General features: G+C 64.7%; 12 protein-coding genes. 7 read left to right on the forward strand and 5 right to left on the reverse strand.

Translation table 11 applies throughout. The annotated features are described in order from the left end of the window. Nucleotides 1–29 precede the first annotated feature (29 nt). On the forward strand, nucleotides 30–512 hold the full coding sequence (locus DDE75_RS12950) for a pyridoxamine 5'-phosphate oxidase family protein (protein ID WP_108502806.1): 483 nt from the start codon (nucleotides 30–32) through the stop codon (nucleotides 510–512). Here the strand turns inward: DDE75_RS12950 and DDE75_RS12955 are convergent, their stop codons facing one another. Together DDE75_RS12955 and DDE75_RS12960 are read right to left on the reverse strand one after the other, a co-directional pair. After that, nucleotides 513–1,259 (reverse strand): alpha/beta hydrolase, encoded by a 747-nt coding sequence (locus DDE75_RS12955; protein ID WP_108502911.1) that lies wholly within the window; start codon nucleotides 1,257–1,259, stop codon nucleotides 513–515. Then, the gene (locus DDE75_RS12960; RefSeq protein WP_108502807.1) at nucleotides 1,259–2,539 is read right to left on the reverse strand and encodes an MFS transporter; all 1,281 of its coding nucleotides are present in this window, start codon (nucleotides 2,537–2,539) and stop codon (nucleotides 1,259–1,261) included. Before DDE75_RS12960 ends, DDE75_RS12955 begins: the two co-directional genes overlap by 1 nt. A gap of 122 nt (nucleotides 2,540–2,661) precedes the next feature. Between DDE75_RS12960 and thrS the strand changes: the two genes are divergently transcribed. From thrS to DDE75_RS12980, 4 genes are all read left to right on the forward strand, one after another. After that, entirely contained in the window at nucleotides 2,662–4,608 is a 1,947-nt protein-coding gene (gene thrS, locus DDE75_RS12965; RefSeq protein WP_108502808.1) for a threonine--tRNA ligase, read from the forward strand. A 205-nt stretch (nucleotides 4,609–4,813) separates the two neighbouring features. Then, nucleotides 4,814–5,020, forward strand: a complete 207-nt coding sequence (locus DDE75_RS12970) for a cold-shock protein (protein WP_072296963.1) — start codon at nucleotides 4,814–4,816, stop codon at nucleotides 5,018–5,020. A gap of 285 nt (nucleotides 5,021–5,305) precedes the next feature. Beyond that, nucleotides 5,306–5,932 carry a DsbA family oxidoreductase gene (locus tag DDE75_RS12975; protein ID WP_108502912.1) on the forward strand — a complete coding sequence of 209 codons (627 nt, stop codon included), beginning with the start codon at nucleotides 5,306–5,308 and terminating at the stop codon, nucleotides 5,930–5,932. Nucleotides 5,933–5,990: 58 nt separating this feature from the next. Continuing rightward, the gene (locus DDE75_RS12980; RefSeq protein WP_245894743.1) at nucleotides 5,991–7,211 is read left to right on the forward strand and encodes a multidrug effflux MFS transporter; all 1,221 of its coding nucleotides are present in this window, start codon (nucleotides 5,991–5,993) and stop codon (nucleotides 7,209–7,211) included. A 58-nt stretch (nucleotides 7,212–7,269) separates the two neighbouring features. On the opposite strand, the gene DDE75_RS12985 is transcribed toward DDE75_RS12980, so the two are convergent. From DDE75_RS12985 to DDE75_RS12995, 3 genes are all read right to left on the reverse strand, one after another. Further along, nucleotides 7,270–8,043, reverse strand: a complete 774-nt coding sequence (locus tag DDE75_RS12985) for an ATP-binding cassette domain-containing protein (protein WP_211659350.1) — start codon at nucleotides 8,041–8,043, stop codon at nucleotides 7,270–7,272. After that, a complete protein-coding gene (locus tag DDE75_RS12990) occupies nucleotides 8,040–9,095 on the reverse strand; it encodes an ABC transporter permease (protein ID WP_108502810.1) in 1,056 nt (351 codons plus the stop codon). Before DDE75_RS12990 ends, DDE75_RS12985 begins: the two co-directional genes overlap by 4 nt. Nucleotides 9,096–9,181: 86 nt before the next feature. Continuing rightward, nucleotides 9,182–10,204: a sugar ABC transporter substrate-binding protein gene (locus DDE75_RS12995; protein ID WP_108502811.1), complete on the reverse strand. Its 1,023-nt coding sequence runs from the start codon at nucleotides 10,202–10,204 to the stop codon at nucleotides 9,182–9,184. 125 nt (nucleotides 10,205–10,329) lie between these two features. Here DDE75_RS12995 and DDE75_RS13000 point away from each other — a divergent pair, with 125 nt between their 5' ends. Both DDE75_RS13000 and rpsD read left to right on the forward strand, forming a co-directional pair. Further along, complete coding sequence (locus tag DDE75_RS13000; RefSeq protein ID WP_108502812.1) at nucleotides 10,330–11,442, forward strand: ROK family transcriptional regulator; 1,113 nt, start codon at nucleotides 10,330–10,332, stop codon at nucleotides 11,440–11,442. A 166-nt stretch (nucleotides 11,443–11,608) separates the two neighbouring features. Continuing rightward, nucleotides 11,609–12,229, forward strand: a complete 621-nt coding sequence (rpsD, locus tag DDE75_RS13005; RefSeq protein WP_108502813.1) for a 30S ribosomal protein S4 — start codon at nucleotides 11,609–11,611, stop codon at nucleotides 12,227–12,229. The last annotated feature ends 54 nt before the right edge of the window (nucleotides 12,230–12,283 follow it).

Raw genomic sequence — 12,283 nt, forward strand, 5'->3', positions numbered from 1 at the left:
GTCGCATCAGGCGACCAAGGGAGATTTCCATGACCGACCATGACAAGCACGCCGATCAGTTCTGGGACCGGCTTGACGATGTGAACGCAGGCATGCTGGGCACCACCGAGGATCCTCGGCTGGTGCCCATGTCGCATTACGCGGACCGTGATCAATCCACGCTGTGGTTCATCGGCGCCAAGGGCACCGACCTTGCCGAAACCTTGGCCGGCGGTCCCAAGGACGCCATCCACGTCGTCACCGACGCCGGACAGGGCATCTATACCCGCATCCACGGCAGTCTGTCGCTCTCCGACGACCGCGCGAAACTGGACGAGATCTGGAACGCCGTCGCCTCCAGCTGGTTCGAGGGCGGCAAGGACGACCCCGACGTGCAGCTGATGCACCTGACCCTCTCCGAGGCCGAGGTCTGGGCCACCGGAGGCAGCACCACCTTCCTATTCCAGATCGCCAAGTCGAAGGTCACCGGCGACAAGCCCGACATGGGCGACCATTACACCCTGCCGTTCTGATCAGGTCCTAATCGGCAATGCGCTGATCGTATCGGTTACCAGATCCAGGCATTCGGGCGTCGAAAAGCGATGATCGGCGCCCTTCACCATCGTCAGCCGCAGGTCCGGCGAGGTCGCGTGATCCATCAGGTCCAGCGCCCATTGCATCGGCACATCCGTGTCGGCGGTCCCCTGCAGCAGACGCACCGGGAAGGGCAGGTCCAGCGGCCGGTTCAGAACCTGCTGGTCGCGCCCGTCCTCGATCAGGCGGCGGGTGATGACATAGGGCTGATCGGCATAATCGCTTGGCAGCTCCAGCCTGCCGTCCCGCATCAGGGCTTCACGCTGATCCTGCGAGAAACCGGGCCAGAAGCCGCGTTCTGTGAAATCGGGGGCGGCCGCGATGGTCACGAGACCCGCTACGCGCTCAGGCATCCGGCGCGCGACCAGCAGGCTGATCCAGCCGCCCATGGATGACCCCACCAGCACCTGCGGCCCTGTCGTCAGGGAAGTGATCGCCTGAAACGCATCCTCGGCCCAATCGCCGATGCAGCCATCCTCGAAAGCCTCGCTGCTGTCACCATGGCCGGAGTAATCGAAGCGCAGGAAGGCGCGGCCCTTCGCGCGGGCCCAATCCTCAAGATGCACGGCCTTGGTGCCGGTCATGTCGGATTTGAACCCGCCCAGGAAGATCACGCCGGGCCCCTGCCCCATCGTGCGCCGATAGGCGATGCGCCGCCCCGAAGGCGTATCCAGATAGTCGTTCATCATCCAACCTCGTCCAATCCATAGGCGACCCATGCCCCGGCAACGGATGCCAGCGCAAAGACCGCGATGACCCATGGGGCGCCCAAGGCCGCCAGCGCCGCCGATGCGGCCCCCGCCACCAGGATCACGATGCCGACCACCAGGTTCGACACGGCGGTATAGGCCGCGCGCTGGTCGTCGGGCGCCATGTCCACCAGATAGGTGGATCGCCCCTGCCTGACGCCGTGATAGGCGATCATCAGGCCAAACAAAACCACCGCGATGGCGACGGCATGCCCCGCCAGACCCACAGCATTCAGCACTATAGCGAATGCCAGCGCGACAGCTGCCGCGGCCCCCGACCAGATCAGCACCCGCCGGGCCGAGCGGTCGGCCATCCGCCCCCAGACCCAGGATGACACAAGCGACGCCAGCGCCGAGGCCAGCACCAGCAGCCCCAACTGCCGGTCGTCCGCATCCTGTCCCGCCGCCAGCACCAGAAGGAATGGCGGCGCCAGGGCCGTCCCCACCAGCAGCGACCGCGCAACCACGAAGCGCGCCAATTGCCCGTCGCGCCTCAGCAGCCGCAGCTGCGCTATGGATTCGCGTAGGCCAAGCGCGCCCGTCTTCGGCTGCGCGACCTCGTCCAGCGTCGCAAGGATCGCGCCGCCTGTGATCCAGGCCGCGCCCGCCAGCAGGATCGCGCCCACGACCAGCGGCGCGCGATCCACCGGCCCCCACAGCAGCAGCAGCGCGAAGATGATGACGCCCGCCGCCCCGATGCTGCTGGCAAGCCCGGTGGCCGATCCGCGCCGCGACTTGCCGACCGTCTTGCCAAGGATGTCCTTGTAACTGGCCGAACAGGCCGAACGTGCCAGTGCCAGCACTGCCAGCAGCCCGACAATGGCCAGCCCCGCCGCCGCCCCCTGCATGGTCAGCGCCACGCCCGCGATCCCAAGCGCGGCCAGCCCCTGCACGACGCTGCCCACCGCCCAGACCCATTTGCGCCGCGGCAACGCCCCGATGGCCCCCGCCGTGAACAGCTGCGGCAACAGCGATCCTGCCTCGCGCACGGGAACCAGCAGGCCGATGAAGACCGATCCCGCGCCCAGATGCGTCAGCAGCCATGACAGCACCAGCTTGGCATCGACCAGCCCATCCCCCAGCTTAGAACCCGAAAGCGCCGCGACGTGGCGCAGGAAATTGCGCGGCTCGGCCTGTTTCTGGTCCTCGTCCAGCCCACCGTCGGGTTCGGGGTCATCGACCAGCGCCTCGAACAGCTGTTCTTCTATGTCTCTCATCGGGTCATCCTGATTGCTGCCAGCACTCATCTTGACAGTTTTTGCGCGCGGGTCCATTCCTGCGGCCTTATCATAACCCGCAACCGGGCGTTCCGTGGGCGCCAAACCGACGAGGAGGACCTATGTCCCAGATTTCCCTCACCTTCCCCGATGGCAATTCGCGCGAATATCAGGCAGGCGTCACCGCCGCCCAGGTGGCCGAAAGCATCGCCCCCAGCCTTGCCAAGCGCGCCATCAGCGCCAGCCTTGACGGGCGGCACATCGACCTTGCTTGGCCCATCACGACCAGCGGGCAGATCGCCATCCATTCCATGAAGGACGAGGAACAGGCACTGGAACTGATCCGCCATGATTTCGCCCATGTCATGGCCCGCGCCGTCCAGTCGATCTGGCCCGACGTGAAGGTCACCATCGGTCCGGTCCGCGATTACGGCTGGTTCTATGACTTCGACCGTGCCGAGCCCTTCACGCCCGAAGATCTGGGCGCGATCGAGGCGGAGATGAAGAAGATCATCACCGCCCGCGAACCCGTCCGCACCGAGGTCTGGGACCGCGACCGCGCCATCGCGCATTACAAGGCCGCGAACGAACCCTTCAAGCTGGAGCTGATCGACCGCATCCCCGAGGGCGAGGATCTGCGGATGTACTGGCACGGCGACTGGCAGGACCTCTGCCGCGGTCCCCACTTGCAGAACACCGGCCAGCTGCCGGCCGACGCCTTCAAGCTGACCCATATCGCCGGGGCCTATTGGCTGGGCGATGCGACGCGTCCCCAGCTGCAGCGCATCTATGGCGTAGCCTTCCGCAACCGCGACGACCTCAAGGCGCATATGACCATGCTGGAGGAGGCCGCCAAGCGCGACCACCGCAAGCTGGGCCGCGAGATGGACCTGTTCCACATGCAGGAGGAGGCCCCCGGCCAGATCTTCTGGCATGCGAACGGCTGGAACATCTATACCACGCTGCAGGATTACATGCGCCGCAAGCAGCGCGCCGACGGCTATGTCGAGGTGAACACCCCTCAGGTCGTCAGCCGCAAGCTGTGGGAGGAATCCGGCCATTGGGAAAACTATCAGGACAACATGTTCATCGTCGAAGTCGATGAGGAACACGCCAAGACCAAGACCATCAACGCGCTGAAGCCGATGAACTGCCCCTGCCACGTGCAGATCTTCAACCACGGCCTGAAATCCTATCGCGACCTGCCGCTGCGCATGGCCGAATTCGGGTCGTGCAACCGCTATGAACCATCAGGCGCGCTGCATGGCATCATGCGGGTACGCGGCTTCACGCAGGACGACGCCCACATCTTCTGCACCGAGGATCAGATCGAGGCCGAGACCAAGAAGTTCATCGACTTCCTGGCGGGCATCTATGCCGATCTGGGCTTTACCGGCTGGCGGATCAAGCTGTCGACGCGCCCCGAAAAGCGCATCGGGTCCGACGAAAGCTGGGACCGGGTCGAGGCGGCCCTGGGCAATGCCTGTCAGGCTGCGGGCTATGACTACACGATCTTCCCCGGCGAAGGCGCCTTCTACGGTCCCAAGCTGGAATTCGTGCTGACCGACGCCATCGGGCGGGACTGGCAGTGCGGCACCTTGCAGGTTGACCCCAACCTGCCCGAACGACTGGATGCGGAATATGTCGGTCAGGACGGGCATAAGCACCGTCCCATCATGCTGCACCGCGCCGTTCTGGGCAGCTTCGAGCGCTTCATCGGCATCCTGATCGAAAGCCACGCGGGCAAACTGCCCTTCTGGCTGGCCCCGCGTCAGGTCGTCGTAGCCTCGATCGTCTCGGACGCCGACGATTACGTCCATGAGGTCGTCGCAGCCCTGCAGGCCGCCGGCATCCGCGCCGAGGCCGACACGAGGAACGAGAAGATCAACTACAAGGTCCGTGAACATTCCGTCGGCAAGGTCCCCGCGATCATGGCCATCGGCATGAAGGAGGTCGAGGATCGCACAGTCTCGCTGCGTCGCCTTGACGCACAGGGCAGCCGGACCCTGCCCCTGGACGAGGTCGTGGCCCTGTTGAAGGCCGAGGCGACCGCCCCCGACCTGCGCTGAACGGGCGCAATGTCATGCAAGCTTCACGCGCGGGCCCCCGCCTGCGCGTAAAACAGACTTGCCTTTTAGTTCGATTCGTTCATCCTTTGACATGCGTGAGCAAAGACTTTCTACCGCTCCCTTTACGGGCAGCCGGAAGACCGAAAGCGGGCTGCACGGCCTGGCGCAATCCCTGCGCCGGGATGACTTGAAGGAGAGAACGGTTATGGCGACCGGAACGGTTAAGTGGTTCAACGCCACCAAGGGCTTTGGCTTTATTGCACCCGACGATGGTGACAAGGACGTCTTCGTCCATATCTCGGCCGTGGAACGCGCCGGGCTGACGGGTCTGCAGGACAACCAGAAGATCAGCTACGAATTGCAGTCGGGCCGTGACGGCCGTGCATCGGCCAGCGATCTGCAACTGCTTTAAGGGACGCATTTCGCGTGACCTGACGGCCCGTTCGCGCGGGCCGTTTTTCTTTGGCCCGTCGTTTTTTGGACCACGGCTGTCCTGGATCGCGCAGCCTGCGCATCACGGCGGGCGATTGCCCGTCATGCCCCTGCCTTTCAAACCAGCCGAACCTTGCCCCGATCCGATACCGGGCTGCATGGTCAAGCGCACCTCTGGCCCCCGACGGTCACGCACGTTAGAAGCGGTCGCAAATTTTCATCCCGTCATCAGGGATGAATGACCCGCATCGCAAGGACCCAGATCATGACCCGCCTTGATATCTTCGCCGACCCCGTCTGCCCCTGGTGCCTGATCGGCAAGCTGGAGCTGGATGCGGCACTGGTGAGCCGTCCCGACCACCCCTTCGCGATCACCTGGCATCCCTTTCGCCTGAACCCGCAGATGCCCAAACAGGGCATGGACCGCGCCGAATACCTGACCGCCAAGCTGGGCGAGGACGCGCAGGCCGCGGAAAAGGCCGTGGCCGAACGGGCCGCGGCCCTGGGCGTGACGCTGAACCCCGCGACCCGCGAACCCGACACCACCGACGCCCATCGCCTGATGCATTGGGCGGGCCTCGAAGGGTGTCAGGATGCCGTCATGACCGGCCTGCTGACGGCCCATTGGCTGGAAGCACTGGACATCAGCGATGCCGAGACCCTGACCCGCATTGCCGCCGCCGCGGGCATGGATATCGCCGCCACTGCCAAGCTGCTGGCCGGTGATGCCGACCGCGACGAGGTCATCAGCCGCGAGGCCCATGCCCGCCAGCGGGGCATCAATTCGGTTCCGACCTTCATCGTGGCCGACACCCATGCGGTCAGCGGCGCACAGCCCGCCGCCTTGTGGGAAAGCGTCATCGACGAATTGACGAGCCAGCCCCGGCAATAATATTGCATAGTCTGCAAAAATGGTCTATCTGCCGGGTCTGAACCGACAGGTGATCCCCATGACCGACACGACCTTGACCGGCACGACGCAGCAGCGTCGCCTGCCGTTGCCCGAATTCATCGCGATGCTGGCGTTCCTTTTCGCCACCATCGCCTTTTCCATGGACGCGATGCTGCCGGCCCTGCCCCGCATCGCGGCGGACCTGACCCCCGACAACGTGAACCGCGCCCAGCTGATCCTGACCAGCTTCGTGGCGGGCATGGGGTTGGGGACCCTCTTCGCCGGTCCGTTGTCGGATGCCTTGGGTCGCAAGCGCACCATCACGCTTGGCTTCGGCATCTATATCGTCGCCACCATCGCGGCCCTTTATGCCAATTCGCTGGAACTGCTGCTGTTCGCCCGTTTCGTGCAGGGTATCGGGGCGTCCGGGCCACGCATCGTGGGGCTGGCGCTGGTCCGCGACCTTTATCAGGGGCGCGAGATGGCGCGGATCACCAGTTTCGTGATGATGATCTTCATTACGGTCCCGGCCATTGCCCCGACTCTCGGCGCGGGCATCATCAGCTTTTCGGATTGGCACGGCGTCTTCATCGCCTTCATCGTCTTTGCGCTGATCGGTGCCAGTTGGCTGAACATCCGGCAGGCCGAGACCCTGCCCCCGCCCGAACGCCGCCCCCTGCGCATCGCCACCCTGATGTCGGCCGCGCGCGAGGTGCTGTCGAACCGTCAGGTCATGCTGGCCACCGTCATCCTGACCCTGGGCTTCGGGCAGATGTTCGGGCTGTTGTCCTCGGCCCAGCAGCTGTTCGGCGAAACCTATGACAAGGGCGAGAATTTCCACCTGTGGTTCGCGCTGATGGCGCTGCTGTCGGGATCGGGCACGGTGCTGAACGCCAGCTTCGTGATGCGCTTCGGGATGCGGCGGATGGCGAAATGGGCCTATGTGATGCAGACCGTGGTGTCGGGGGTGATGATGGCCCTGATCCTGACCGACAGCATTCCCGCCGCGTTGCAATTCCCGGCCTTCTTCTTCTGGGCGACCAGCGTCTTCTTCATGGCGGGCGTCACCTTCGGCAACCTGAACGCGCTGGCCTTGCAGCACATGGGCCATATCGCGGGGATGGCGGCCTCGATCGTGGCGGCGATCTCGACCTTGTCGGCGGTGCTGATCGCGGCGCCGGTCGGGCTGCTTTACGATGGGACGGCGGTCCCGGCGATCACCACGACGCTGATCTGTTCGGCATTGGCCTGGTTCCTGATCCGCCGCTTGGGCGACTGAGACGTAAAAAGGGCAGGACATAGCGTCCCGCCCTTTCGTCTTTCCCAGTCCCCTGATGTCAGGCGGCGACTTCGTCGGGGACCTTGGCGCCGGTCATATAGGCCACGGCATCCGACATCGAATGTTCCTTGGGGTTGATCACGCAGAGGCGCTTGCCAAGGCGGTGGATGTGGATGCGGTCGGCCACCTCGAAGACATGGGGCATGTTGTGGCTGATCAGCACGATCGGAATGCCCCGCGACCGGACGTCCTGGATCAGGTCCAGCACGCGGCGGCTTTCCTTGACGCCAAGCGCCGCCGTCGGTTCGTCCAGGATGATGACGCGGCTGCCGAAGGCGGCGGCGCGGGCCACGGCCACACCCTGACGCTGACCGCCCGACAGGGTCTCGACCGGCTGGCTGATGTTCTGGATGGTCATCAGCCCCAGTTCGGACAGCTTTTCACGCGCGAAACTGTCCATGGCCGGCTTGTCCAGCATGCCGAAGAACTTGCCCATGAAGTTTTTGCGCACGATCTCGCGGCCCATGAACATGTTGTCGGAAATCGACAGGGCGGGCGACAGGGCCAGCGTCTGATAGACCGTCTCGATGCCGGCCTTGCGGGCATCCAGCGGGCTGTCGAAGCTGATCGGCTTGCCGTCCAGCCGGATCTCGCCCTCGTCGGGACGCACGGCCCCGGACAGGGCCTTGATCAGGCTGGACTTGCCGGCACCGTTGTCACCGATCACGGCCAGGATCTCGCCGGGATAGAGGTCGAAATCCGCGTGGTCCATGGCGGTCACGCGACCATAGCGCTTGACCAGGTTGCGGGCGGAAAGAAGCGGCTCGGTCATGACGACACCTTTCTGATCCATTGGTCGATGGCGACGGCGAAGATGATCAACCAGCCGGTCGCGAACAGCTGCCACAGCACGTCTACACCCGCCAGCCGCAGCCCCGAGTTGAAGACGCCCACGATCAGCGCCCCGATCAGCGGCCCGAGGATCGACCCGCGACCACCGAACAGCGAGATGCCCCCGATGACGACCGCGGTGATGGATTCGAGGTTCGCCTCGAAGAACGAGGTCGGGCTGATCGAGCCGACGCGGCCGATCGACGACCATGCGGCCAGACCGCAGATCACGCCTGCGACGACATAGACCGACATCAGGACCTTCTTGGTCTGGATACCGGCAAGCGCCGCCGATTCCGGATCGTCGCCCACGGCATAGACCCTGCGGCCCCACGCGGTCTTGTAGAGCGCATAGTAGAGCACCGCGAAGACGATGATCATCAGGATCACGCCATAGGTCAGCACCGCGCCGCCCAGGTTGAAGCGCGTGCCGAAGAACTTCAGCAGCGAGGCTTCGGCGTCCAGCGTCTGGCTTCGGATCGTCTCGCGGCCCGAGAGGTAATAGTTCAGGGCCAGGAAGATGTTCCAGGTGCCAAGCGTGGTGATGAAGGGCGGCAGCTTCAGCCGCGTGACCAGCAGGCCGTTCAGCGCGCCGGTTCCCGCACCGCAGGCCAGGCCGATGACGATGGCGATGGGCACCGGAATGCCGAAGTTCACCGCCAGATTGCCCATGATGACCGAGATCAGCACCATGACCGCACCGACCGACAGGTCGATCCCCGCCGTCAGGATCACCAGCGACTGAGCCGCCGCCAGGGTGCCCACGACCGCGACCTGCTGCAGGATCAGCGACAGGTTGAACGCCGAGAAGAAGTTGGGAGAGATCATCCCGAAGGCGATCAGCGACAGCACCAGCACGATGACCGGTACCATGGTGGGATATTGGTGCAGGAAATGCTGCGTCCGGTCCAACAGGCTGCGCGAGTGGTGGTCGAACTGTGCGACCGTCTCGCCGGCATTTCTCTGGACCACGGGATCTGGGGAATCGGACATCAATGTCTCCGTGGGTTGGCCCAAGGGGCACGGCGGCGACCCATTGGCCGCCGCCGCCCCGTCAGGTGGTCATGGTCGGTCGGGGATCAGCCCCAGCAGCGATCCAGGCCTTCTTCGACGCTGATCGATTCAACGCCGTCGACGGGTTCGTCCGTCACAAGGTTCACGCCGGTATTGGTGAAGTCCAGACCTTCGGTGTTCTCGGGCTTTGTGCCGTCCTTGGCGAATGCGGCGATGGCCTCGACGCCCTTGGATGCCATCAGCAGCGGATACTGCTGCGAGGTGGCACCGATGACGCCTTCCTGGACGTTGGTCACGCCCGGGCAGCCGCCGTCGACCGAGACGATCAGCACGTCGTTTTCCTTGCCGAAGGATTTCAGCGCCTCATAGGCACCGGCGGCGGCAGGCTCGTTGATGGTATAGACCAGGTTGATGCTGGGGTCCTTCTGCAGCAGGGCCTCCATCGCCTCGCGGCCGCCTTCCTCGTTGCCCGAGGTGACGTCATGGCCGACGATGCGGTCGTCGTCCTCGTCGCCGATCTGGTTTTCGTCCTTCACGTCGATGCCGAAGCCTTCCAGGAAGCCCTGGTCGCGCATCACGTCGACCGAAGGCGCACTGGCCGACAGGTCCAGCATGGCGATCTTGGCATCGGCCGCCGCGTCGCCCATCTTGCCTGCCGCCCATGCGCCGATCAGGCGACCGGCTTCACGGTTGTCGGTGGCAAAGGTTGCATCGGCGGCGTCGATCGGGTCCAGCGGCGTGTCCAGCGCGATGACCAGCACGCCGTTGTCACGGGCCTGGCTCAGCGAGTCGACGATGGCCTTGGTGTCGGATGCCGCGATCAGGATGCCCTTGGCACCGGCCGCGATGCAGCTTTCGACGGCCTGCTGCTGGGTCTCGTGGTCGCCATCGACCTTGCCGGCGAAGGTCATCAGCTCGACGCCCAGCTCATTGGCCTTTTCGGTCGCGCCTTCCTTCATCTTGACGAAGAAGGGGTTGATGTCGGTCTTGGTGATCAGGCACGCCTTGGTCGTATCCTGCGCCTGTGCGAAACCGGCCGACAGGGCAAGGGCGGACAGCGCGACGGACGCGCGGAAAACGGTCTTCATGGTCACTTTATGTATCTCCTCCAGCATGGCGGTTCCTCGGCCGCCTTGGGTTCAGAAAGCACAAGGATTTGCCCCTTGTCAATAAATCAATCGTGTTGATTAATGCATTCTCGGAGGAGAACTGCATGACCACTGATCGTGTCGATCCCGGCTGGCTCAGCCGGAACGAGCGGCTTGTGCTGTCGTTGATACGACGCCACGGCCCGATGTCGCGGGCGGTGCTGGCCAGTCAGATCGGGCTGTCGGCACAATCGGTGACCAACCTGACGCGCAAGCTGATCGGCGCCGGTCTGCTGGAGCCCGAGGCCGCGGTTCGCGGCAAGGTCGGACAGCCTTCGACGCCCTTGGCGCTGGCACCGGGCGGCGCGCTGTTCCTGGGGCTCAAGATCGGGCGCAGGCTGGCGGAACTTGCGCTGGTGGACTTCGCGGGTCAGGTTCGCATCCATCGCCAGGAAATCCATGCATTCCCCGACCCCCAGAGGATCCTGTCCTTCGCTCGCCAAGGCTTGGACACCATCCTGCGGTCGCTGGATGAGGACGAAAGGCGCCGCCTGACGGGCCTTGGTATTGCCGCGCCCTATCGCCTGTGGGACTGGGGCAGCGACATGGAGACATGGCTGGACGTCGACCTGCATCGCATCCTGGATCAGGAAATGCCCTTCCCGGTGTTTCTGGAAAACGACGCCACCACCGCCTGCGCGGCCCAGCTGATTTTCGGCGACCAGCGCCTACCGCCCGATTTCATCCACATCTATATCGCCCATTTCGCGGGGGGCGGCATCGTGCTGGACGGCGCCTTGCGCCATGGGCCGCAACGCAATGCCGGGGCGCTCGGCTCGATGCCCATCCCCGAGGGCGGGCAGCTGCTGGAAATCGCCTCGATCGCAGCGCTGGAACGCGACATCGGGCACGTCCTGCCACCCGATGACAGCGGCTGGAACGTGCCGCCGGATCTGGAGGCTGCATGGTGCGAAAGGGCGGGCAAGGCGCTGGCCTTCGTCGCGCTGTCTGCGGTGGCGTTGGTCGACCTGCAGCTAGTCGTGATCGACGGCGCCCTGCCGGCAGCGACCCGCACCCGGCTGGCCGAGGCGACGCGCAAGGCGCTGCTGGAACGCCCGGCGGCGGGCATCGACCTGCCACAGGTGATCGAGGGCTCCCTGGGCCGCAGCGCCCGCATTCTGGGTGCTGCCGCCCTGCCTCTGTCGCATTTCTTCCAGCCGGACGGGACCCTGTCGTGATTCGGCACTTTTTCGGCGGGCTTTACGGTTGACGCGCGGCGACACCCCTGTATAAGCCGCGACTTCATTGGTGTTGGTGGACCCCGCAAGGGGAACCCTGTCAGGCCCCGGTTTCGGTCGTGGCCAGAGGACAACGCCCTTCGCAACCGCAAGAAGGAGATCAGCCGTGACCAAACGCACGTCTGCCAAGTACAAGATCGACCGCCGCATGGGCGAAAACATCTGGGGCCGCGCCAAGTCGCCCGTCAACCGCCGCGAATACGGCCCCGGCCAGCACGGCCAGCGCCGCAAGAACAAGCTGTCGGACTTCGGCACCCAGCTGCGCGCCAAGCAGAAGCTCAAGGGCTACTACGGCGACCTGACCGAGAAGCAGTTCCGCCGCATCTTCGGCGAGGCTGAGCGCGTCAAGGGCGACACCGGTGAGAACCTGGTGGGTCTGCTGGAGCGCCGCCTGGACGCCATCGTCTATCGCGCCAAGTTCGTCCCGACGATCTTCGCCGCCCGTCAGTTCGTGAACCACGGCCACGTGGAAGTGAACGGCCAGCGCGTCAACATCCCGTCCTACCGCGTCAAGGAAGGCGATGTCATCTCGATCCGCGAGCGTTCGCGCCAGCTGGCCATCGTGCTGGAAGCCGTCGCCCTGACCGAGCGTGACGTTCCGGACTATATCGAAGCCGACCACAACAAGATGACCGCGACCTTCGTTCGCACCCCGGCCCTGGGCGATATCCCCTACGCCGTGCAGATGGAACCGAACCTGGTCGTCGAATTCTACGCGAAGAACTGATCTTCGCCGACATCGACTGCTGCAAGGGGTCGCATCTTCGGATGCGGCCCTTTT

The organism is Paracoccus indicus, from assembly GCF_003056335.1.
GTDB classification, from domain to species: Bacteria; Pseudomonadota; Alphaproteobacteria; order Rhodobacterales; family Rhodobacteraceae; genus Paracoccus; species Paracoccus indicus.

Excerpts from the sequence above, each read along its gene's own strand:
- DDE75_RS12975 (WP_108502912.1), top strand. The coding sequence starts at position 5,306 with ATGACCCGCCTTGATATCTTCGCCGACCCCGTCTGCCCCTGGTGCCTG.
- DDE75_RS12950 (WP_108502806.1), top strand. The coding sequence starts at position 30 with ATGACCGACCATGACAAGCACGCCGATCAGTTCTGGGACCGGCTTGAC.
- thrS (WP_108502808.1), top strand. The coding sequence starts at position 2,662 with ATGTCCCAGATTTCCCTCACCTTCCCCGATGGCAATTCGCGCGAATAT.
- DDE75_RS12955 (WP_108502911.1), bottom strand. The coding sequence starts at position 1,259 with ATGAACGACTATCTGGATACGCCTTCGGGGCGGCGCATCGCCTATCGG.
- DDE75_RS12960 (WP_108502807.1), bottom strand. The coding sequence starts at position 2,539 with ATGAGAGACATAGAAGAACAGCTGTTCGAGGCGCTGGTCGATGACCCC.
- DDE75_RS12980 (WP_245894743.1), top strand. The coding sequence starts at position 5,991 with ATGACCGACACGACCTTGACCGGCACGACGCAGCAGCGTCGCCTGCCG.
- DDE75_RS12995 (WP_108502811.1), bottom strand. The coding sequence starts at position 10,204 with ATGAAGACCGTTTTCCGCGCGTCCGTCGCGCTGTCCGCCCTTGCCCTG.
- DDE75_RS12970 (WP_072296963.1), top strand. The coding sequence starts at position 4,814 with ATGGCGACCGGAACGGTTAAGTGGTTCAACGCCACCAAGGGCTTTGGC.
- DDE75_RS13000 (WP_108502812.1), top strand. The coding sequence starts at position 10,330 with ATGACCACTGATCGTGTCGATCCCGGCTGGCTCAGCCGGAACGAGCGG.
- DDE75_RS12990 (WP_108502810.1), bottom strand. The coding sequence starts at position 9,095 with ATGTCCGATTCCCCAGATCCCGTGGTCCAGAGAAATGCCGGCGAGACG.
- DDE75_RS12985 (WP_211659350.1), bottom strand. The coding sequence starts at position 8,043 with ATGACCGAGCCGCTTCTTTCCGCCCGCAACCTGGTCAAGCGCTATGGT.